This is a genomic window from Pelagibacterium montanilacus, assembly GCF_003992665.1.
GTDB classification, from domain to species: Bacteria; Pseudomonadota; Alphaproteobacteria; order Rhizobiales; family Devosiaceae; genus Pelagibacterium; species Pelagibacterium montanilacus.
Genome location: NZ_RZMX01000059.1, coordinates 1 through 22,365 on the forward strand (window position 1 = coordinate 1; position 22,365 = coordinate 22,365).

Annotated in this window: 14 protein-coding genes and 1 pseudogene; 8 read left to right on the forward strand and 7 right to left on the reverse strand. The window is 65.4% G+C overall.

What is annotated here, in order from left to right; genetic code table 11:
• Positions 1-70: 70 nt before the first annotated feature.
• Positions 71-1,270, reverse strand: a complete 1,200-nt coding sequence (locus tag EO136_RS16125; RefSeq protein ID WP_127143937.1) for an IS256 family transposase — start codon at positions 1,268-1,270, stop codon at positions 71-73.
• Positions 1,271-1,369: 99 nt separating this feature from the next.
• On the opposite strand from EO136_RS16125, the pseudogene EO136_RS18920 reads away from it, so the two are divergent.
• Positions 1,370-1,498 (forward strand): annotated as a pseudogene (locus EO136_RS18920) (3-oxoacyl-ACP reductase); the annotation flags it as partial.
• 234 nt (positions 1,499-1,732) lie between these two features.
• On the opposite strand, the gene EO136_RS16135 reads toward EO136_RS18920, so the two are convergent.
• From EO136_RS16135 to nanR, 4 genes are all read right to left on the reverse strand, one after another.
• A complete protein-coding gene (locus EO136_RS16135) occupies positions 1,733-2,521 on the reverse strand; it encodes a hypothetical protein (protein WP_127145419.1) in 789 nt (262 codons plus the stop codon).
• A 99-nt stretch (positions 2,522-2,620) separates the two neighbouring features.
• The gene (locus EO136_RS16140; protein WP_127145420.1) at positions 2,621-4,531 is read right to left on the reverse strand and encodes an AAA family ATPase; all 1,911 of its coding nucleotides are present in this window, start codon (positions 4,529-4,531) and stop codon (positions 2,621-2,623) included.
• A gap of 202 nt (positions 4,532-4,733) precedes the next feature.
• The gene (locus tag EO136_RS16145; protein ID WP_127145421.1) at positions 4,734-5,591 is read right to left on the reverse strand and encodes a hypothetical protein; all 858 of its coding nucleotides are present in this window, start codon (positions 5,589-5,591) and stop codon (positions 4,734-4,736) included.
• A gap of 750 nt (positions 5,592-6,341) precedes the next feature.
• Positions 6,342-7,271 (reverse strand): transcriptional regulator NanR, encoded by a 930-nt coding sequence (gene nanR / locus EO136_RS16150; RefSeq protein ID WP_206513356.1) that lies wholly within the window; start codon positions 7,269-7,271, stop codon positions 6,342-6,344.
• A gap of 66 nt (positions 7,272-7,337) precedes the next feature.
• Between nanR and EO136_RS16155 the strand changes: the two genes are divergently transcribed.
• The 7 genes from EO136_RS16155 to EO136_RS16185 all read left to right on the forward strand — a co-directional run bounded on the left by EO136_RS16155 (position 7,338) and on the right by EO136_RS16185 (position 17,573).
• Positions 7,338-8,192 carry a phosphogluconate dehydrogenase C-terminal domain-containing protein gene (locus EO136_RS16155; RefSeq protein WP_127145422.1) on the forward strand — a complete coding sequence of 285 codons (855 nt, stop codon included), beginning with the start codon at positions 7,338-7,340 and terminating at the stop codon, positions 8,190-8,192.
• A gap of 138 nt (positions 8,193-8,330) precedes the next feature.
• A complete protein-coding gene (locus EO136_RS16160) occupies positions 8,331-10,208 on the forward strand; it encodes a D-apionate lactonase family protein (RefSeq protein ID WP_127145423.1) in 1,878 nt (625 codons plus the stop codon).
• A 65-nt stretch (positions 10,209-10,273) separates the two neighbouring features.
• Positions 10,274-11,533, forward strand: coding sequence for a ribulose-bisphosphate carboxylase large subunit family protein (locus EO136_RS16165; RefSeq protein ID WP_127145424.1), 1,260 nt, complete (start codon positions 10,274-10,276; stop codon positions 11,531-11,533).
• Positions 11,530-12,942, forward strand: a complete 1,413-nt coding sequence (locus tag EO136_RS16170) for a four-carbon acid sugar kinase family protein (RefSeq protein WP_127145425.1) — start codon at positions 11,530-11,532, stop codon at positions 12,940-12,942. The genes EO136_RS16165 and EO136_RS16170 overlap by 4 nt, the downstream gene beginning before the upstream one ends.
• 58 nt (positions 12,943-13,000) lie before the next feature.
• On the forward strand, positions 13,001-14,026 hold the full coding sequence (locus EO136_RS16175) for an ABC transporter substrate-binding protein (protein WP_127145426.1): 1,026 nt from the start codon (positions 13,001-13,003) through the stop codon (positions 14,024-14,026).
• Positions 14,027-14,108: 82 nt separating this feature from the next.
• Entirely contained in the window at positions 14,109-16,571 is a 2,463-nt protein-coding gene (locus EO136_RS16180) for an ATP-binding cassette domain-containing protein (protein WP_127145427.1), read from the forward strand.
• Entirely contained in the window at positions 16,572-17,573 is a 1,002-nt protein-coding gene (locus EO136_RS16185; RefSeq protein ID WP_127145428.1) for an ABC transporter permease, read from the forward strand. It begins immediately after the preceding gene.
• A gap of 25 nt (positions 17,574-17,598) precedes the next feature.
• Here the strand turns inward: EO136_RS16185 and EO136_RS16190 are convergent, their stop codons facing one another.
• Together EO136_RS16190 and EO136_RS16195 are read right to left on the reverse strand one after the other, a co-directional pair.
• A complete protein-coding gene (locus tag EO136_RS16190; RefSeq protein WP_246018446.1) occupies positions 17,599-21,075 on the reverse strand; it encodes an ATP-binding protein in 3,477 nt (1,158 codons plus the stop codon).
• Positions 21,075-22,343 carry a metallophosphoesterase family protein gene (locus tag EO136_RS16195; protein ID WP_127145430.1) on the reverse strand — a complete coding sequence of 423 codons (1,269 nt, stop codon included), beginning with the start codon at positions 22,341-22,343 and terminating at the stop codon, positions 21,075-21,077. The genes EO136_RS16190 and EO136_RS16195 overlap by 1 nt, the downstream gene beginning before the upstream one ends.
• Between the last annotated feature and the right edge of the window lie 22 nt (positions 22,344-22,365).

Below are 22,365 nucleotides of genomic sequence, written 5' to 3' on the forward strand. Positions count from 1 at the left end.
GATGGTGTCCCCTGGCGTGGTGTAGGTTGGTTTGGGCCGCCACGCATTTCCCGGCACTGCCGGTGTCGGATCAGCCGGCCAGGGGCGGCAGGCTGATGAGGGGATCATCGCTCATCTGGCTCATTGTTTCCAGTGTCATGTAGCGGGCGCGCTGGACGGCCCACTCATCGTTCTGTTCGAGCAGTAACGCGCCCACGAGGCGCACGATGGCGTCATCATTGGGAAAGATGCCCACGACATCGGTGCGCCGCTTGATTTCGCCGTTGAGACGCTCGATTGGGTTCGTGCTGTGCAATTTGGTCCGGTGTTCGCGTGGGAACGACATGTAGGCCAGAACATCAGGCTCGGCCTCATCGAGCAGGGTGGCCAGCTTGGGCACCTTGGGTCGGATCTGATCGGCGACGGCGCGCCATTGCGCACTGGCCGCCTTTGGTGTTTCCTGCGCAAAGGCCGTGGCGATGAAGGCAGAGACGACACGGCGCCCGCTCTTTCCGGCATGGGCAAGAACGTTGCGCATGAAGTGAACCCGGCATCGTTGCCAAGTGGCGCACAACACCTTGCTGACGGCCGCCTTGATCCCTTCGTGCGCATCGGAGATCACGAGCTTGACCCCACGTAGCCCCCGCCGGGTCAGCTTGCGCAGAAACGCTGTCCAGATCGGCTCGGCTTCCGAGGTCCCGATCTCCATGCCCAGAACCTCACGCCTGCCATCACTGTTGACGCCGATGGCGATAATGGCGGCGACCGAGACGATACGCCCACCGCGGCGCACCTTGAGGTAAGTGGCATCAATCCACAGATAGGGCCAGTCACCCTCGATGGGGCGATCGAGGAAGGCTTTGACCTTATCGTCGATCTCTTCGCACAGCCGGCTCACCTGACTTTTGGAGATGCCGCCCATCCCCATGGCCTTGACCAGATCATCGACTGATCGGGTGGAAATGCCCTGGATGTAAGCTTCCTGGATAACTGCGGTTAGAGCCTTCTCGGCCATGCGGCGCGGCTCCAGGAAGGTTGGGAAATAGGACCCTGTCCTCAGCTTGGGAATGCGCAGCTCGACAGTGCCGGCGCGTGTCTCCCAGTCTCTGTCGCGATACCCATTGCGCTGGGCCAGGCGATCGGAGCTCTTCGCTCCATAACCAGCGCCTGTGGCAGCGCCCACTTCCATCTCCATCAGGCGTTCAGCGGCAAAGCCGATCATCTCACGCAAAATATCGGCGTCGGGGGTCTGTTCGACCAGAGCGCGAAGGTTCATCATATCGGTGGTCATCGGTGGTCCTTTCGGATTGTGGCTTCAACAACCCGACATTACCGGAAAACCGCCGGTGACCACTCTCCTCAGAACCTACACCACCTCCAGGGACACCATCGCATCCCCCGCGGCCGCTTCTTTGAAGTCGATGAGGCTGCAAACATGATCGCCTGGCTGGTCTCGAGCGAAAACAGCTTCACGATCGCTTCGGTTTTCGATCTGTCCGGCGGCCGAGCGACATATTGAGCTCGACGATGATGACAGGGTAATCGGAATTTGCCGCGCAGATCGGCCGGAGCGCTCGATGCCGCAAGCCCGAGGATTGACAGGCTGAATGCCGGCTCTCCTGGCAGGCCTGTCTGCGACAAGGCACATCAGTGCGCGCTGTCTTGAGACTGCGAGTGGGTGCGTCAGTGCGCCGGAGGACTTCAAGCACATCAGCAAGTGTGCGCATTGACCGCAGATGACGTTTTCACCATCTCACTCCCCAAGCAGATGGGAGACCAGCGCCTCCAGTTCACCTTTCATGACATCATCCAATGGGCGGTTGGCGCGCCCATAGGCCGCCTGGACCATCCCTGCATCGAGCAGAACTGTTGCAATCGAGCGCCCCCTCCGGTTGCGGAGGGAGAACAGCCCACTTGATGCTGCGAGGGTAGTTGTTGCAATGACATCGTCGTGATTTCCCTCAATGAGGCAGTTCTCCATCGCCGCACCTTCGCGCCGGACCGCGTCAACCGTGTCGAGCCGAACCCAGCTCCGCGCGCCCACTCCGAGGATCGCGGTGGTCCCTTGAGCACCGGCGGTAGGCACTGCATGGCTTGTCTTGTGAACAATGGACTGCCATTTGCGCGCATGAGCTATGGCCTGAAGCCAGGTGATCCGGGACAGCTTCGTTAGCGACGCAGCGTTCTCGAGTTCAAGAACCACAAGCCATTGGCACACGTCCTCGAACGCCCACGCATCGGTATCGAATGCCGCGCTATAGAGCGGAAGGCCCTGGTTGAGAGCCATCTCGACAGCACCGATGCTCTTGGCAAACCTCGCTTTGTACAACTCGTCCCACTCCGGGACGTCGCGAGGCTGCAATGTGTGGGCGATCGCGAGGTTCTTGCGAACTCCCTCCTTCTCGATAACGGGCGTGACCGAAAGTGCAACGTAGGCGCCAATGGCCCGGCGCGCCCACCAGGCCTTGGTGACGGCGTGTTCCAGATTCGTCCCCTTGCGAGCTATGGCTAAAAGCAGCAGATGGTGGTTTGTCAGGATCAAAGTGCGTACCCTGCGGTGCTCAGTTCATCATCGGGGCAGAGCGAAGTCTGGGACCAGGACGCTTGGGGCGTTCGTTCGCGTGGCGCTCCCAGTCATCGGTCATCGAGTTGCATCTGGATCCAAAGACCTGTCCGGTTTGGGAGAGGGGTTGCCGCGATCAATGTGCCATCCCGCTGTGATGATGGCCTCGACGTCCTCGGAATGCACCGTCTTGCGGTCGACCAGCGCATGGGCAAGGGCGCGAACGGCAGGCGTGTTGGTCTCGACCATCTGCCGCGCTCGTGCCATCAGGCGTGCAAGTTGCTGCTCCAGCCAGACCGCGAGGGTAGGGCCATCAGGTTCGGCCCGTCCGCCAGAGATGAGCTTGCTCGCAGTCAGCCTTCCATAAAGCCCCCATTTCTCGCGAGCGTCGATCAGCAACTCGGATGCAATGGCAAGGTCGCTGGCAGCACCGGCGTCGGCACCATTGCCCAGGACTTCATCGGCCGCTCGACCTGCGAGGAAAATGACGACAGCGTCTTCGATTTCCGATGCAGTCGGAGACTGGCTCTTGACGGCAACACGTGTGGTTCCGGCCGCCGCACCCTTTGGGATGATGGTGACGGAATGGACCGGGGTTCCCAGCACATGGGCAATGACCGCATGTGCCGCTTCATGGAGCGCCAGATTGAGGACCTGTTGGGGATCTCCGGCCGCGTCGGGCACCAAGATGTCAATGATGTCCTTGAGCTCGAGGTTGCGGGCGTCCCTTCGAGCTGCGGCCTCTGCCTTGTGGCTCAACGCTTCGATCTCGGCGGGTGTGCTTCCCACTGCGAGGTTTGCGACTGCGTCGATATCCTTGGGACTGAGTTTGTCAGCCAGGTAGAAGCGGACGACCTGCGTTGCTTCTTTCACATTGGAGGGCGGCCGAACAGAAATGCGGGTCTCGAGACGCCCGGCCCGGACGAGCGCCGGATCCAGCAGGTTGTAGTGATTGCAGGCGCCGAGAAGAAGCACTTTCTTGTCTGACCGGCGGACACGGTCGATCTGGATCAAGATGCCATCAACAACCGGGGTCCACCAATCTCTGCCCCGGGCCTCGAGGCGGCCACGATCAGGAATTGACTGCAATTCATCGATAAATCCGATTGCACGGTCTTCCTCGAGCAATGTGTCGATGAAGCTGGCGCAGGCCTTGGTTACAGCGCCCAGGTGCCCATCGCCAGCATTGAACCAGTCCTGCACACTTGTCTGCACAAACCTCCAGCCGACCGATTTCCCCAGCGCAGCAGCGAGCATGGTCTTTCCAGTTCCCGGCGGGCCTTCAAGTGCTGCGAAGCGGATCGAGCCAGAGCCGATCCTGCCTGCGTCGAGGCGCGCAATATCCTCGACGAGCGCGTCGACCCACTCGCGCACGGGCTGAACAAGTGGCATTTTGGAAAGTGTCGGTACGGTTCCGAGATCGGCCGGAGCAGCCTTGCGCCGTCTGATACGACGCAATCGGGAAACACAGTTGGTCGCAGTGCCTCCGGCTCCGATTGCTGCAAGTGCCTGTCGAATGTTGATGCCCACCAGATCGGACTGCTTGAGGTCTTTCGCCCGCTCTCCGGTTACCTTGGCGATGACGCTGCGCACCACCGACGCTTGGAGGGCATCGATCTCAATGTATCGATCCACAGCAGCATGATAATCTTGGGAGACTGTGCTCTCTGGCGCCGCACTCACTGCAATCGCTGACAAGCCCCTGCCAAGGGCGGACAAAAGACTGTCAGATGCTGCCCGGGCTGCGGCGCGGCGGCCACTCGTGAAGGTCTGAACCTCGACGCGGTCAAGAAACTGCTCGAGCCAGCGCCCGATCGGTTCGCACCAGGGTTCAGAAGGCACCTTGACGACAAGTGCCAGAGCCGGAGAGGCGCCCAAGGCCAGAGTTCCGAGGAGCACCTTGCCGAAAGCATGCTCGATGATAGCCAAAGGCAATGCGCTTGCAGCATCGATGCGCTCGGGTGTCGATGATGATTGTTTCCTGGGCATGGTATCTCCGTTACAACGTCGGTTAGTCGAGGTGGGACGCGGCGCAAGGGCAACAGTGCGCCGTCGTCGTTCATTGTTCTGGCAAGGTCCTGCCAGCACGCGAGCTGGTGCATGCTAATGGTCTGATCGCTGACCTTCTCGGATGCTCGAGGAGGCCGGGATCAATGCCGCCTGCTCGCAGCTCGCCTGTTGGCGCAGGCACTCATATGGGTGCGTTCGTGAAATCGCGCCTGCGTGCAAAGTTGACGGCCACCAGCCCTGGTGCCATCGGTCCGTCCTCATCGGCGGCCATGTGCTCGTCTCGATCGCTGGGCGAGACTGGCGCAGTGTTTTCCCTGCTCTCTCCAGCGGGGATCAGAGCGCCAAGAGCTTTTTGAACGTGGACCGCGAAGCGATGGCGCAAGTGCTTCAGACTCGCTCCGATACCGGGCTGATCAAGGAGGAGGTCAAGGCCATCGAGATCGATGACATGATCCCTTTTGTCGTTGTTGGAGCAGTCGACAATGGCAACCTGCACGCGTGACACCACCTGATGGCGGCGAGCAGCCAGTGCAGCATCACGCGTTACGAGCGCTGCGGCGACCATCTTTTCCTCAAGCCGCTCAAGGATCGGGCGCGGATAGCTGCTGGTGGTCCTTTTCAGTTCGAGAAGGAAGGCAGCTCCCGTCTGGCGATGTACGGCCACGATGTCGGGCGTATAGTACTCATTGGTGTAAACCTTGGGATCCAGCCGCAAGGCAACAAGCGCTTCCTTGTCATTGGAGCGCACCGCTGCCTTTGCCGCAGCAATAACGGGCAAGCGGAACTCAGGCGGCAACAGGGAGAACGCCCCGCAATGGTCGAGAATGATGCGAAGGCCGGTTTCCAGAACATGGCCCTCAACACACACCGCTGAGCGCACGAAGCCCGCCACCTGGCCGAAGCCGCCGAACATGGGGTCGCTACGCTCGTGAGCGAACGAGATACCATCGACAGCCTGGCGTGCAAGACTATCGAGGCTGCCGGAGATCTCGGCGAATCGGGTCGGCAACTGAGGGAGCTTTGGGGAGTTGGAAAACATTGAGAATCACTTTCGTGGGGGAAGGAAACAAGGAGTCGGCGAAACGCCCGCTGCTGGAATTGCAGGCCCGAAGACAAAGGGAGCCCGGGCCAGGATGCATCGCCTCCCGAAGTGCGATGGGCGAGAAAGCGGTGCCGCAATCGCGCAGCTTCGGGGGACCCCGGCGTCCATCAAGATGACGCGGGCGCACGGAAGATGGTGGCCAAAGTGCGGGGGGCTCGCCTCGGCCGGCAATCTCATGTGGGTTTGCCGACTGGCGCAGGTCCGATCAGAGAGCGACGGCGGTTGAGAACGCGTCGCAAACAGGATCGCTCATCGCGTTGGCAACGCGATCATCAATTCCAGTGGGACCCAAGGGGGATTTGCGCGGGGCGCAGCAATTGGTATGGCTATCCATAGCCGTGATCCTCTCATCCAGGATTTTCGGTCAGGCCCTCGAAGTGTGTGCAACCACCTTCGGGGGCCGCCTGAACCCGGTGTGCCGGGCTGCAGGTGAGGCGCCTTCATTGGCGCCGGTGTTGGACAGATGGGCGCGGGCAGTGTAGCCGTCAAGGCGCCCGGTAAACTTATTCTTCTGTCATCTCTTCAATGGTTAACAAATTGCTTATCGACAATAATCGGCCTCCAACAGGGGCTGAAGGGGCTGCGTCGGTGGCTGGTTGCTTGAAAAAGCGTGCAGACCAATTGAGTGTACTTGCTCCTGACCTGCTGTGAGGGGGAGAAGCAGTCTCGCTTTTGCCATGCTCACCTCTATGCCTGTGTCACGGCTCGTTGGTTGTGTCGACCGCTGTAGAGTGCGTTGGCCCGGTTAAGATGGTCGCTCATTTCGCGTGCGGCGCGCTCGCTGTCTCCAGCCTCGATTGCGTCGAGGATCGCGGTGTGCTCGGCGAGGGTCAGGTCCTCGTGCCCGGGGCTGCGCACCAGATGGGCGTGGAACTTGGCCAGCCAGGAAAACAGCGCTTCGCTCAGTGCGGCAAAGATCGGGTTGCCGCTGATGCGCGCGATCTCGAGATGGAACTGCCCGTCGAGCGCGAGAAACTCGGGCGCCGAGTACTGCGTTTGCCGCTGCGCCTCGATCACGGACCGGATTTGACCGACCTGTTCTTGTGTCCGGTTCCGCGCCGCGATGCGGGCCATTTCCATCTCGAAGGTCAGGCGCGCCTCTTTCAGGTGGCCGAGGCTGCTTTCCGAATGCGCCAGCACATGGTGCATGGTTTCGCCCATCTGCGAGATGGCCTGCTCGAGCGAGGGTTCCGCCACCCGGGGCCGTTCTCCATGCCGGATTTCGATCAGGCCCATCCTCTGAAGATTTTGCATTGCCTCACGAATGGCGGGACGGCCCACCTGAAAAAGGGCCATCAGCTCGCGCTCGGAGGGCAACAGATCGCCCGGTGCCATGTGCCCGTCCTGAATCTGGGCCAGCAGCCGCTCTTCCACTTGGTGGGAGAGCTTGCGGCGGGCGATCGGTTCGGCCTGCTTTTCCGTCATGGTCAATCCTGATCGGGTCACGAGGGGGCCTGGCACCACCGGGGCCAACGCCGTTCCCGGCCCATCATGCACACTGAACGGGCCGCTGTTAACGCCATTATACCAGGCCCGGGGCGCTCGCAACGCCAACTGCCATATTGCGTGATTGGGAATACTGGTATAATGACATGCCAACATGCGGTGGCGGCCCATGTCATCATGCCGATCGGATATGGCGTGGGGCCGCGCAAGGCGCAGGCACAAGCGGAGAGAGACACCATGACGAAAATTTCCCTTCTGGGAGCCGGCGGAAAGATGGGCGTGCGCCTGTCGAAAAACCTTCAGGGGTCCCGTTTCGAGGTGGCCCATGTGGAGGTGTCCGCCGAGGGGCAGGCACGTCTCAGGGAGCAGACAGGCCTTGACTGCGTCGATCAGGCTGCGGCGCTGGCGGGCGCCGAGGTCGTGGTGCTCGCCGTGCCCGATCGGCTGATCGGCAAGATCCTGCATGCCATCATCTCCGATATCGATTCCGGGGCGCTTGTGGTTGTGCTCGATGCGGCTGCGCCCCACGCAGGCGAGTTGCCCGAGCGGTCGGACGTGAGCTATTTCGTCACCCATCCCTGTCATCCCCCGATCTTCAACGACGAGATCGATCCGGCGGCGAAATCGGATTTCTTCGGCGGCGTGGCGGCCAAGCAGCATATCGTGTGCGCGCTCATGCAGGGCCCAGAGGAGCACTACGCGCTCGGCGAGGAAGTCGCCCGTACCATATACAAACCCGTCATGCGGGCCCATCGCTGCTCGGTGGAAGCGATTGCCATTCTCGAGCCGGCGCTGTCTGAAACCGTCGGCGCCACGCTCGCGCTGGCCCTGCGTGAGGCCACCGACGAGGCGGTGCGGCGCGGCGTGCCCGAGGAGGCGGCACGCGATTTCATGCTGGGGCATCTCAACATCGAGCTGAGCATCGCGTTCGGCGAGTTCCCCGAGGGCAAGTTCTCCGACGGGGCGCTGCACGCCATCGCGGCGGCAAGGCCGCAGATATTCAAGGAAGGCTGGCTCGACGCCATCTTCGCCCCCGATGCCGTTCTGGCCTCGGTCAAGGATATCTGCAACGCGCCATCCGAGGCGGCCTGATCGCTCGCACAGTCAGCGTTCCGGGCGCCTGGAGCGTTTCCAGGAAAATTGGAAACACTTTTCCGGTTCGGAAACGCGACACATCAAAGACCTGGAGCATCTCCCAACACAACGTCATACTGCAGGGGCTCGCCGCGCGTGGAGAACAACCGCACCCTCGATATCTATGGCACCGCGCAGGCGCCTGCGCCCTTGCGCCGTCTCACAGCGGGGCCGCTTGAGATCGAGATCGGACAGGGTGTGGTCCGGTCGGTCAGATGGGCGGGCGTCGAGGTGCTGCGCGGCATCGACTATCCCGTGCGCGATGTAAATTGGGGCAGGTTCGGCGCCGCTTCGACCGACGAAGCGTTCGAAGAGGCGCCGGATCGCTTCTCCTACCGCCGGACGTTCCGCACCGGGGAGGGCGCGCTCGATGGGGTGTTCTCCTGCCGGGGGAACGCCCGGGGCGAACTCGACGTCGATGTGAGCCTTTCTGCTCAGGCCGGGCTCGAGGTCAACCGCGCCGGGTTCGTCCTCCTCCACCCCGTGGCCGGTGTTGCCGGGAGCGCGCTCGAGGTCGTGCACTCCGATGGCCGGCGCGAGCACACCCGCTTTCCCCAAGCCCTCTCTCCGAGCCAGCCCGTGTTCGATATCGTCGCGATGACGCACACTGTTGCCGGCGCCCGCATTGCGATCGATCTGGAGGGCGAGGTCTTCGAGATGGAGGACCAGCGCAACTGGTCGGACGCCTCATTCAAGACCTATTGCAGACCCCTCTCGCTGCCGCGCCCCTACCATGTCGCTGCGGGTGCATCGATCCGCCAGTCCATATCGATCAGGGTTTCGGGCCCGGGCAGCGGCGCGCAGGCCGGCGATGGCCATGGCATCGCTCCGGGCGAGGTAACAGGGAGCAAAGTGCCCGAACTCGCGCTTGCGCTCGAGCCGGGCTGGGAGGACGGGTCGGGCCTCGTTGCCGCACTGGAGCCTGCATCGCTTCTGATCCGGATGGATCTGCGAGGCGCCGATTGGCCCGATCAGGTGCCGGTCCTCTTGCGCGAGGCAAGCGGGGCTGCGATCGATCTCGAACTGGTCGTGCCCGACGATCTCGCCGCAATCGACCGGGGTCTCTCGCACCTTGCCGGGACTTTGGCGCGCGCGTCGGTCGCGCCGCGCAGCGTCATCGCTTTGCCCGGCGCCTACCTCAAGAGCTTCCAGCCCACCGATGCCTGGCCGGCCGGCGCAACCCCGGGCGAGGCTGCGGCCAGCGCAAGGCGTCATTTCCCCCGCGCCGCGATCGGCGGGGGCATGCTCACCAATTTCACCGAGCTCAACCGCTGTCCCGGCGCCGCCAGGGCGGGGGATTTCCTGAGCCATGGCACGACCGCCATCGTGCACGCGGCAGACGATCTATCCGTCGTCCAGACGCTGGAGGCCTTGCCCCAGATTTTTGCCAGCGCACAGGCGCTCGCGCCCGATCGCCCCTATAGGCTCGGGCTGGTCTCGATCGGCATGCGATCGAACCCTTATGGCGCAGCGATTGCCGACAATCCCGAGCGCGTTCGCTGCGCCATGGCCATGGACGACCCTCGCCAGCACGGCCTCTTCGCCGCTGCCTGGATGGTCGGCGCGCTGGCTGCAACCGAGGCCAGTACGGTCGAGCGCATGGCGCTCGGATCGCCCGGGGGACCGTTCGCTCTCGTGGCGAAGGGCAAACCCTTGCCGGTCTACCACGCCTTTGCCGGCCTCCAGCGGCTCCAGGGCCATGAGCGCATCGCGATGAAGGCCCCCTCCTGGGGCGCAGCCGTGGCCGCAGCCTCCGGGTCGGCCACCGGGGTCGTTCTCGCCAACCTCTCAGCCGATACCCACACGCTGGCTTTGCCCGAGGGGGCACGGTTCGTCGTGCTCGATACGCCTCAAGGCGACCGGGACTGGCTGGCCACGGCCGAAAGGCGCCGCGGCCCGCATCTGGTGCTTGAGCCCTACGCTCTCGCGTTCATCGCGCTGGGCGAATTCGACATCTTTTCAGACGGGCCGTGAGGACTGGCAATGACCGTTCCGACCTCAGGCCCCGGCTGCATCAAGCATACAAGGAATTCTGTTCAATGCCTGTGACCGACCGCATCCTTGCCCACTACCTTGTCGAGACCGCGACCGATATGCGCAAGGCCGCCGAAGTCATGGCCGGCGAACAATCCTCGGGCACGTTCGTCTCGGTGCCGGGAGAAACCCCCGAACTCACAGAGCGCGCGGGTGCGCGCGTCGAGGCGATCGAGCTGCTGGACGCAGCAGTTGAGCCCGCGCTTCCCGGCGCCCGTGCGGTTGCCGGCCAGCCCTATCAGCGCGCACTGGTCACTCTGTCCTGGCCCCTTGGAAACATGGGGCCATCGCTTCCCAACCTGGTGTCCACCGTCGCTGGCAATTTGTTCGAGCTCCAGCAGTTCTCCGGGCTTCGCATTCTCGATATCGAGATGCCCGAGGCGTTCTTCTCGGCCTATCCCGGCCCCCGGTTCGGGATCGAGGGCACGCGCCGACTGACCGGGGTCGACCAGGGGCCGCTGATCGGCACCATCGTCAAGCCCAGCGTGGGCTTCGGGCCAGAAGAAACCGCCGACATGGTCCGGCTGCTCTGCGACGCGGGGATCGATTTCATCAAGGACGACGAACTGCAGGCCAACGGTCCCCATTGCCCGTTGCCCGAGCGCGTCGACGCCGTGATGAGGGTCATCAACGACCACGCGGACCGCACCGGAAAGAAGGTCATGTTCGCCTTCAACATCACCGGTGATCTCGACGATATGCGGCGTCACCATGATCTCGTTCTCGAGGCTGGTGGCACCTGCGTTATGGCGAGCCTGAATTCGGTCGGGCTGGTCGGCATGATCGAGCTCGGCCGCCATGCCCAGCTTCCCATCCATGCGCACCGCAATGGCTGGGGCTATCTTTCGCGCCATCCGCTGCTGGGCTGGTCGTACGTGGCCTGGCAGAAGATCTGGCGCCTCGCGGGTGCCGACCACATGCATGTGAACGGGCTGCGCAACAAGTTCTCCGAACCCGACGACAGCGTCATCGCCTCGGCCAAGGCCTGCCTTACGCCCATGTCCGAGCAAAAGCCCTGCATTGCCATGCCGGTCTTCTCATCGGGCCAGACCGTGTCCCAGCCCCCCGATACCTTCGCGGCGCTTGGAAGTCTCGACCTGATCTATGCCGCGGGCGGCGGCATCATGGCCCATCCCGACGGGCCGGCCGCCGGCGTGGAGAGCCTGCGCCAGAGTTGGGAAGCAACGACCACCGGAACCCCGCTCGCGACCTATGGCGAGAGCCATCCGGCATTGGGGCGGGCGCTTGAGGCTCTGGGCAGATGACCGGGCTCCCCGACGGCCCTTTGCTGTCCTGGTACGGGGATGATTTCACCGGCTCGGCGGCCGTGCTCGAAGTGCTCGCCTTCGGCGGGCTCGACTCGGTGCTGTTTCTCGACGTGCCCACGCCGGCTCAGCTTGCCCGTTTCCCCGACGCGCGCGCCATCGGGATCGCAGGGGTCGCCCGCTCACGCACGCCCGAGTGGATGGACGCCCATCTCTCACGGGTGTTCCAGGCCCTTGCAGCGCTCGGGGCGCCGCTCGTGCACTACAAGATCTGCTCGACCCTCGATTCCGCACCGCAGATGGGCTCGATCGGGCACGCCATCGATATCGCGCTGCCGGTCGTTGGGGGCGATTGGGTCCCCGTGCTCGTCGCGGCGCCGCCCATCGGGCGCTACCAGGCGTTCGGCCACCTCTTTGCCGCCGCGGGCCATGGGGTCCATCGCCTCGACCGCCATCCGGTCATGAGCCGGCACCCCGTCACCCCGATGCACGAAAGCGACGTCGCGCTGCACCTTGGCCGGCAGACCGCCCTGCGCGCCCGAGCGCTCGATCTCATCGACCTGCACAAGGACGACGGGGGCGAGGGCGCGCTTGACGAAATGATGGCTGCCGGCGTCCGGCTGGTCACGATCGACACGATTTCCGAGGCTGATCTGGCGGCGGCCGGACGCCTGATCTGGCAGCATCGGGGAGACCGGCTTCTGATCGCCGGGTCTCAAGGCGTCCAATACGCGCTGCTCGCCCATTGGCGGGCCATCGGCGCGCTCCCGACCGTATCCGAGCCGAAAGGGGCAGGGGCCGTCGCCCAGATCGCGGTCGTCTCGGGTTCGGTGTCGGCGACGACCGCCGCCCAGATCGCGTGGGCAGCGGAAAACGGGTTCGGGCTCGTCGGGTTCGATGCGACCTCGGTCCGCGATCCCCAGGCGATGGCCCGCGCGGTCGAGGACGCCGTCGAAGCGGGCATGGCGGTGCTGTCGGCTGGCCTCAGTGTGCTGATCCACAGCGCGCGCGGGCCGGACGATCCGTCGGTGGCAGCGTTCCGCTCGGCGGTCGCGGACAGCGGGCTCGATGCCTCCGAGGCCAATGCCCGTGTGGGTGCCGCACTGGGACAGATCCTCGCCCAGCTTCTGGAGCGCGCCGGTCTGGAGCGCGTTGTGGTCTCGGGTGGCGACACCTCGGGCCACGCCTGCCTGCAGCTAGGGGTCGAGGCCTTGACGGCCCTGGCCCCCACGATTCCGGGCGCGGCGCTGTGCACGGCGCATGGAAAGAACGGATCCACCTTCCAGCTCGCTCTCAAGGGCGGGCAGATGGGAACGCCCGATTATTTCGGGTGGATAAGGGCCGGCGGAGGACACGGTAACCGAAAGAGTGCCGCTGGCCAATCGTTCAAAACTGGTATAATGACATAAACATCTCACGGAGCCGCCGCAAGGCGACCGGGGACACAAGGACAAGGAGGAGCAGACTATGAGGAAACACATAACCAGCGCCCTGCTGGCCACCGCCGCCACGGCGCTGACCATGGGCGTTTCACCGGCATTCGCCTCGCCTGAGGCGCCGGTCATCGCACTGGCCAATTCGTTCTATGGCAACACCTGGCGCCACCAGATGGTCGAAGCCTTCGAGGAGGCGGCTGAGCAGGCCATGGAAGACGGGCAGATCGCCGAATACATCGTGCTCAATGGCGACGGCAGTGTCGTGCAGCAGAACAGCCAGATGGCCGAGCTGATCCTTAAGGGCGTCGACGTCATTGCCATCAACGCGGCGTCCGAGACGGCCGTGAACGGCATGATCGAGCGGGCCTGCGAAGCCGGGATCATCGTGATCAGCTTCGATTCCGTGGCGTCGGCACCGTGCAACTACCAGCTCAATTTCGACTTCCTCGGCTACAAGGCCGAGCAGGCTGAAGCGGTCATGGACATGATCGGTGGCGAGGGGAACGTCATCGTGGTCCGCGGCGTTGCAGGCTCGGCGCCCGATGAAGCCATGTACAGCGCGCAGCAATCGGTGCTCGAGAACTACCCGGACGTCAACGTGGTCGCCACGGTCTACGGACAGGCAACCGCCTCGGTAGCCCAGTCCGCCATCACCAACGTTCTGCCCAGCCTGCCCAAGGTCGACGCGGTTCTGGCCCAGGGTGGCAGCGACGATGTCGGCATCGCGCAGGCGTTCATCCAGTACGGCGGCGAGTACGAAGGCGACATGCCGATCATCGAAGGCGGCGGCGGCACCGATTTCATCCGCTGGTGGGCCGAGGCCAACGCTGAAAACGGGTATGAGACCATTTCCATGAACACGACCCCCGGCATCGGCGGCGCGGCGTTCTGGCTCGGTCTCTCGCTTCTCCAGGGTGCCGAGGCGCCCCAGCAGATGCTCATGCCGGTGGCGACGGTCAACTCGGACAATCTCGACGAATATGCCGATGTCGAGCCGGGTCGGATCATCAGCCCGTCCTATTCGCTGGAATGGGTGCAGGAAAACCTGCTCAACTGACCTTCCGTCAGACGAAACTGCCGGGGCCATCGCAAGTCGGATCGACGAACGGTGGCCCTTTCAGTGACATCAAGGGCCATGCATGACCGCCACAGATACCTCTTTGCAGACCCCCGCGCGCGCTGGCAATCCCGGCAGCGAGAACTTGCTGGTTCTTACGGGCATAACCAAAAGCTACGGGCCGACCCTTGCGAACGCGCAGATCGACCTTGCCGTCCGGCGCGGGGAGGTGCTCGGGCTTGTGGGGGGCAATGGCGCGGGCAAGTCCACGCTCATGCGCATCGTGTGTGGCGCCACGCCGCCGACCCTCGGCGCCATCGCCATCGCTGGCGAGGAGATCGCCTTGGCCTCATACGATGCAGGCGCGGCCCAGGCGCGCGGCATCCGTATGGTCCACCAGGAGCTCTCGCTGTGCACCAATCTCTCGGTGGCCGAGAACTTCTTTCTCGAGGCGCCCGAAGGTGCGACGGCCATGCCGGGCTGGCGGGCCCGATACGCCGCGCGGGCCCGGGCCGCGCTCGACGAGGTCTTTCCCGAAAATTCCATCGACATCAACGCCCCGGTCGGCCAGCTCGAGATCAGCGAACGGCAGATGGCCGAGATCGCCCGTGCCGCCGCGACCCCCGGGGTCCGGCTCATCATCCTCGATGAGCCGACCTCATCGCTGGGCCCGGAACGCTCACGCCAGCTGCGCGAGTACGTGCACAAGCGCGCGGCCCAGGGCGTGGCCTTCATCTTCATCAGCCACAAGCTCAGGGAGATCGTCGAGATCGCCAGCAGCGTCGCGGTGCTGCGCAACGGCCAGCTGGTCGCACGCAGCAGGGCTGCGGAAACCTCGGTCGACCTGCTGGTCGAACTCATGGGGGGCAGACAGAACGCAACCGAAACCGGGCGTGAGGCGCTCCAGCCGGGGGCCCGCGACACCATGGTGCGTATCGAAGGGCCATGGCTCGCAGGGCGCGGGAGCGCCATAACGCTCGGCAAGGGCGAGATCATCGGTCTTGCAGGGCTCGAGGGCAGCGGCCAGGCCCGGTTGCTTCATGCGATCTTTTCCGGCGCCGCCGGCGTCCGGCGCGAGGCAGAGGCCAGCTTCGTTGCGGGCGACCGGGCCAAGGAGGGCATCTTCCCGCTCTGGGACGTCCTGTCCAACATAACGATCGGGCGGATCGCCAAGCGGGCAGGGGGCGCCTGGATTTCAACGGCGACCGAGAAGGCCGTCGCGGGCGATGCGGCATCGAGCCTGCGGCTCGACGCGGGGCGACTGGGTTCGGGGATCACCGAGCTGAGCGGCGGCAACCAGCAAAAGGCGCTCGTCGCGCGCGCCCTGGTCGCCGATGCGCCGATCATCCTCCTCGACGACCCCACGCGCGGCGTCGACATCGCGACCAAGCAGGACTTTTACGCTCTGGTCGACGAGATCGCCGCCTCGGGCCGCACGGTCGTCTGGCACACCACCGAGGACAGGGAATTGCTAGCAGCAGACCGGGTCCTCGTCTTTTCAGACAACAGGATCGTGCGCGAACTCTCGGGCGCCGAGATCAGCGAAGCGTCGATCATCGATGCCTCGTTCTCGGGCACCGGTGGCCATGGCACCGCCGGCGCGGATCGCCCGCGCCGGGTGGACTGGAAGCGCCATCTCGTCACTGCCATGCCCTATTTCAGCCTGGCAGTGGTCCTTGCGCTCATGATCGAGGCCAATCCGCTGGTCGCCTCATCCTTCGGGCTCGACCTGCTGCTCATGCCTGCCGTCGCACTCGTGCTTGTCGCGATCGCGCAGATGTTCGTTGTCGGAGGCAGCGAGATCGACCTGGGCGTGGGGGCCTTTGCCGGGCTGGTCAGCGTGCTCAGCGCGACCCTGCTTTTCGACCATCCTCTGGTCGGCGCAGGCGCCATCATCCTCGCCATTCTTGCCTATTCGGCGCTTGGTGGGCTCATTCAGGCGCGCAAGATCCCGGCCATCGTCGTCACCCTGGGCGCATCGTTCATCTGGCTGGGCATAGGGCTCTCCATCCAGCCCACGCCGGGCGGCAGCAGCCCCGCCTGGCTCTCGGCGATGGTGAACTGGTCGGTTGGCGGCATCCCGACCGCCATCGTGATGCTGGTCGTCATTGCCATTATCGCCTGGGCCATCGACAGGACCCCGCTCGGCGTCGTGCTGCGCGGCTTTGGAAACAATCCGGGCGCCATGGTCATGAGCGGCTGGCATACCGTACGCTATGGGGTCGTGCGCTATCTTCTCGCCGGGCTCTTCGCCTCGACCGCCGGCATGTTGCTCACCGCGCTCAACACCGCAAGCGATATCAATTCGGGCAATTCCTACACGCTTCTCAGCGTCGCTGCGGTGGTGATGGGCGGGTGCGCCCTGTTCGGCGGCATCATTTCGCCCATCGGCGTCGTCGTGGGCGCCGTCACGCTCTCGCTGATCGGAGCGCTGCTCGGCATTCTCAATGTTTCCAGCGATTTCAACGCCGCGACCCAGGGCGCTGTCCTGCTCGCAATCCTGGCGGTGCGCAGTCTTGCCAGCCGCGGGAGGGAGGACACCTAGATGATCGGGACCATCAGGCATTTCGTTGCCGCCAATCGCTGGGTGTGGTCGGCCATCGCCGTTGTGCTGCTCTGGCTCGCACTCGCCGTGGTGACCGGGCGCTGGAGCATGGCCAGCCTGAGCGGGATCGCGCTCTCCGCCTCGTTCCTCGCCATCGTCGGTCTGGGCCAGATGATGGTGGTGACCACCGGCCGCGGAAACATCGACCTGTCCGTGGCCACGGTCATGACGCTCAGCGCCTATCTGGCCATGCTCGTCGTGCGCGGCAGCGACCAGATGGTCTGGCTCTCGCTTCTGGTCACCCTGGGGCTTGGTCTCGGGGTCGGGCTGGTCAACGCCTTCCTCGTCGTCGCCATCCGCATCCCGGCAATCATCGCGACGCTGGCCACCGGCTACATTCTCGCCACCGCGACCCTGCTTGCCAATCGCTCGCTCCAGGGCGCAAGCGTCAGCCCGCTCGTCCGGTCCGTCGCCAGCGGCCGCGTGCTGGGCGTGCCCATCATGGTGATCCTCGCCATCGTCCTTGCCGTCTGTCTGGCGCTCGTCTTGCGCAAGACCGCGTTCGGCCAGCAATTGTCGGCCGTCGGGCAGAACCGGGCAGCGGCAAGGCTCGCGGGCGTGCGCGTCAACCGCGTCATCGCGGCGGCCTTCGTCCTGTGCTCGACGCTCGCCGCCTTCAATGGCATGCTGCTGGGCGCCTATACCGGGGGCGCCTTCCTCGAGATGGGCCAGCCCTATCTGCTCCAGTCGGTCGCCGCCGTGGTCGTGGGGGGAACACTGATCTTCGGGGGTTCGGCAACGGCGCTCGGTACTCTGTTCGCCAGCGTGCTGCTGGTGCTCGTGGTGACGCTGATGCAGATCATGGGCCTGCCGCGCGGCGCCCAAGACATGGTGCAGGGCGCGGTCGTCATCCTCGTTCTGGCGATGGCCGCCGGGGGAACGATGGTGCGGCGACGCAAGGCGCCCGCCGCCACACAATTGGAGCCATCGACCACCCCCTGATCGAGCCGGAACCGCACCGGTCGCCTTACGGCAATTCGTGGATGCGCGCTTCGGGCACGATCTGGGCGGCCATATCGCACAAATGCCGGTGGTGGGTGAGGTAGATCACCTGTCCGGTCCGCGCCATCTGGCCGAACAGCCTGAACACCTCTTCCGAGCGCGGCTCGTCGAAGGTCTCCATGATGTCATCGGCGATGAAGGGCACCGAGGGCCGCGCCGCCGCGAATTCTTCGTAGCCCGCCAGCCGCAGCGCCAGATAGAGCTGGAAGCGTGTGCCCTTGGACATGTCGGCGGCGAGTTTCGACCCGCCCTCCCGCGCCAGCCCGATCAGCGCCTCTCGGTCCTTGTCCGGCTGGGTGGTGAGGCCGGTGTATTCGCCCCGCGTCATCAGGCTGAACGCCTGGGACGCCCGCTCCATCATCGCGCTGCGATGCTTGTCGCGATAGGCGCGGAGCCCGTGCTCGGCTACCAGACTGCCGGTCCGGAGCTTGAGATAGCGGATGGCCATGTCTTCGATTTCGAGCAGCGTCGTGCGCCGGCCCGCCTCTAGCCGCGCCACCGCATCGTCACCCCCGATGGCGTTGAGTCTGTCCTGGGCCCGCGCCTTGTCGGCAAAGAGGTCCTTGGATCGGGCATCGAGATCCTCGAGCCGCGTGGCCAGCTCGGCCTGTTCCTCGGCCAGCGCGCTGGTGTCGCAGTGAGAGAGCGTCTCCATTGCCGTTTCCAGCGCGCCCTCCATAGCCGCTACGATCTCCTGGCCGATCCGCGCCTGCCGCTCGGCAAGCTGGTCGCGCGCAGCGCAACGGGCAAGGGCTTCGCGCGCCTCGGCCGGCGTTTCCACGCCCAACGTTTCCAGCATTTCGCGCATGCTGGCTTTGTGCTCTGCGATCTCGGCCGCAAGCCTGTCCTTTTCGGCGGCCAGTTGGGCGCGTGCCGCCTCGCGCTCCCGCTTCCGGTCCGCGCGCTTTTTCGCTTCCGCGTGCCGGATCATGAGCGCCCGGGCCGCCTCGCGCGGGTCGGCACTACGGGCGGTTGCGCCCAGCGCGTCTTCTAGGTCCCCGACAGCATCGGAAAAGGCCGTCCGGTCTGCCTCCATGGCCGCGATCCGGTGGCGCAGATCCTCGATCTCGCGCAGCGCTTCGGGCAGGTCCGCCGCAGCGTCGAGCAGCGCGCGCACGGCCCCGACGCTCGATTTCCGGTCGGCAAACCATGTCCCGGCAAGGGCATCGGTCCAGTCCCGCTCCCATGCCTCGGCTGCCCCGGCGCTGGCCGCGAGCGCCTTTCCGCGCTCGGCCAGCGCCTCGGCGAACTCGGCCAGCCGGTCCTCGGCGTCGGCGCGTTTGGCGGCGAGCGCTGCATGCTCGGCAAGCAAGGTTTCTCCCGCCTGGACGAGCGCGGCCAGCGGCAGTCCCGCGATCTCGACGCCGGCGGCCGCCAGCGCCTCGCCCAGCGCGGCCTCTTCGGCCTCCAGCGCGACGCGCGCGCCATCGGCCTCGCGCCGGGTCTGGCGCAAATCCTCCCACGCCATCAGCGCCGACATGCGGTTCTCCGCCCAGCGCTCGATCCGGGACAGCCAGCTCGCCAGCGATGCGCCCTCCGGCAGCGCAATCTCTTCGGGCGTTTCCGCCCTGATCTCCGCGCGCAGCGCGTCGAATTCGGCCTCCGCCGCAAGCCGCGCCGCATTCTGGCGTTCCAGCGCGGTTCGGACCGTTGCCAGCGCGCCGGCGATCGCGCGCGTCTCTTCGATCTCTTTCACGCGCTCGAGCCGAGCCGCAGCGAGCGCATCGGTCCGCTGCAGCGCCGCTTCGAAAACCTCCGCCGTCTCTGTTTCAAGGCTCGCCCGGTGCCGCGCCCATGCCGCATCGCGTTCGGCCAGCGCCGCAGCCGCCTGCGCGTCGTCGAGCCTGCCCACCTCCTCGCCAAGCCCGGCCTGCCGCGCCTCGTCCGCGTCCCGCTGCGCCACGAGCTCTGCGATTCTGTCCACACACCGCGAATGCCGCGCCTCGATCGCCGCAAGCTGATGGGTCCAGTGCGCGATGCGGCTTGCGGGCGGCGGCGCTATCTTGCGCAAGGCGTCGCCTGTGCCGGCCCAGGGGTCGAGCCCGTCGAGCTGGGTCGCGTAGGCTTCCTCCTTCTCGGGCAGGCTGCGCACCGCCAGCCGGTGCTGGCTGGAAAGCTCGCTCTGGCGCAGGCGTGCGAGGATCGACTGCAGATGCGCGATTCCCCCCGCGTCGATGCCCTGGCCCTTCGCAGCGATCGCCGCCTGGGCGCTCCTGGCCTTGTCCAGCGCGCGGGAGGCTGCTTCATGCTCGCGCACCGCCGCCTGGTGCGCCACATCCACACCGGACTTGCACGCGATCAGTTCGCGCAGCACCCCGATGGTCGCCGCCGGCACGAGCAGGGACCGCGGATCGGCCCCGGTCTGGCCCAGCGTGGCCACGATCAGGTCCAGCTTGCGCGTCCAGTCCTCGAGCGCCGCCCGGCGCCGGGGCAGGTCGCCTTCTGCAGCGGTGTGGCGCGCGCCCAGTTCCGTGAGCCGGTCGAGCCGATCGGACATCGCCAACACCCCGTGGTCGATCTCGATGGTCTCGAGATCGGCCGTTATCCCGGCGTCACGCTCCCCCAGCCCCGCCAGTCTCGTCTCGAGCCGCGTCTGATCCTCGATCAGCGCCAGCACGGTCCTGTCCCAGTCCGCGGGCGGGTGGGGCAGGCCCTCGAAGGGCTCCAGCTCGGCCGCGATCCCATGATATTCGCCGACAAGCGGAATGGCGCGCCGGATCCGCGCGATCGTCTCGATCCGCGCCCGCGTGGCCCCAATCTCGCCCATCACCGCGTCATAGGCCGAACTGGCCTGTTCGAGCGCGGTGGTGATTGCCTTATAGGCCGAAGCCTGAACGTCGATCTCCTCGCGCCGTGATTTGAGCTCCGCGATCTCGCGTTTGAGCACCGCGATCCGCGTGGTGCTGGCCCGCTTGCGAAAGATCGCGTCCGCCTCCGCCGTCGCCGTTTCGAGGATGGCGCTGATCCCCGCCAGCCCGGCGCTGGCCGAGAACAAAAGCTCGCCGAGATCGCCCTTGCTCTCGAGAATGGCGTCGCCCCCATCCTCGAGCGTCTGGTCGTCCAGCGAGAACATCATGCGATAGGCCTCGCGCGAAAGCCCCGCCAGCGGTCCCCCCAGCATCGCCTCGTTCGCGGGCTGACCTCCGGCGTCTAGCAGCGAATTGGCCCGCTGCTTGACGCGCCTGAGCTCATGGGCCTGCCCCTCGAACTCGAGGCACCCCCCGATCTCCATCGCCTTGCCCTGATGGAGGAATCCGTAGCGGGTGCGCTCCTCGATCCCGAACAGAAGGTCGAGATAGGCCGAAAGCGATGTGGATTTGCCCGCTTCGTTGAGCCCGTAAACGATGTGCAGGTCTGCCCCGCCCGCCGGCGCGACCCCGAAGTCGAGCGAAAAGTCGGTGAACTTGCCATACCGGGTGAGGTCGAGCCGGCGCAGCCGCATCAACTGCGCTCCGCCATGTCGGACTTCAGCCGGGCCAGCATGTCCTCACTGCCCTCTGCCAGCAGCACGTCGACCATTGCGTCGAACCCGGCCTCGTCGTCTCCTGCAAACCCGCGCGCCTCGGCGGGCAGGTCGTCGCGCACCTCCCGCACCAGCTCGCGCACCGCCTCGATCACCCCGTGGCGGTGGACGATGTCCTCGCGCACAAGCGCCCCCAGTTCCAGCACCGGATCGGCCGAACCCGCTTCGGCTTGCGCACCCGGCGCCGCCGTCGAGACCTCGAGCTTTTCGATCCAGGTCCGCCCCAGCCCTTCCGCGCGCTGTGCGATCTCGGCTTCGAGCAGATCCCGGTCGCGGCGCAATTGCCAGGAAAGCGGCGTGGCACCGGTCAGCCCGATACGCCCCACCAGATGCTCTGCTCCGGTCCGGTCCCTTTCCTCGGCAAGCGCCCGCTCGATCAGGTCCACCGCCTCGCGCCAGGTGGCAGCGGGAGAGAGGTCCACCGAAAGCCGCGCGAACTGGGCAACGCTCGTCGCGCGCGGTTCGATGGTGATTGTGCGGTCGTCATGGACGGTGACCAGCGAAACCGATTTCTCCCCCGCTTCCCCGATATCCCGGCCCTGCGGCATACCGGCCATCACCACCGCGTGCTGGCCGGCGTGCTCGGCCCGGGCGTGGATATGGCCAAGGGCCCAATAGTCGAACCCCCAGTCATGGAGGTCGGAGGGCCGGCACGGGGCATACAGGTCGTGCCCTGAAGCGCCCGCAAGGCTCGTGTGCATGATCCCGATGTTGACCGCATCGGGGGCAGGGCGCCGATATTTCGCGAGCAGGCTCTCAGGCGCATGAGGCTTGGCAAAGCTCAGCCCGTGAATCGCCACGGGAAATGCGCCCGCATCGCGCTCTATTGCCTCGGCGCGCCCGCCGAACACCGAAACGCTCGGGGGCAGGATCAGCTCCTGGGTGATCCGCGACATCGCATCGTGGTTCCCCCGCACGATGAAGGTGGCGATCCCCGCCTCGTGCAGACGCTGCATCTGGCTGGCGAGGAACCGCGCGGTCTTCATCGACGTCTGCTCGCCGTCATAGAGATCGCCGGCAATGATCAGCGCATCCACGTCTTCGTCGATGCACAGCGCCACGATCCCCGCCAGCGCCTGGCGCGTTGCGTCCCCGATCAGCTCGGCCAATTCCCCATTGCGCATCGCCAGCGAGCGCAGCGGAGAATCGAGATGCAAATCAGCGGTGTGAATGAATCGGAAGGCCATGGCGCCAGTGTCAACGACATCG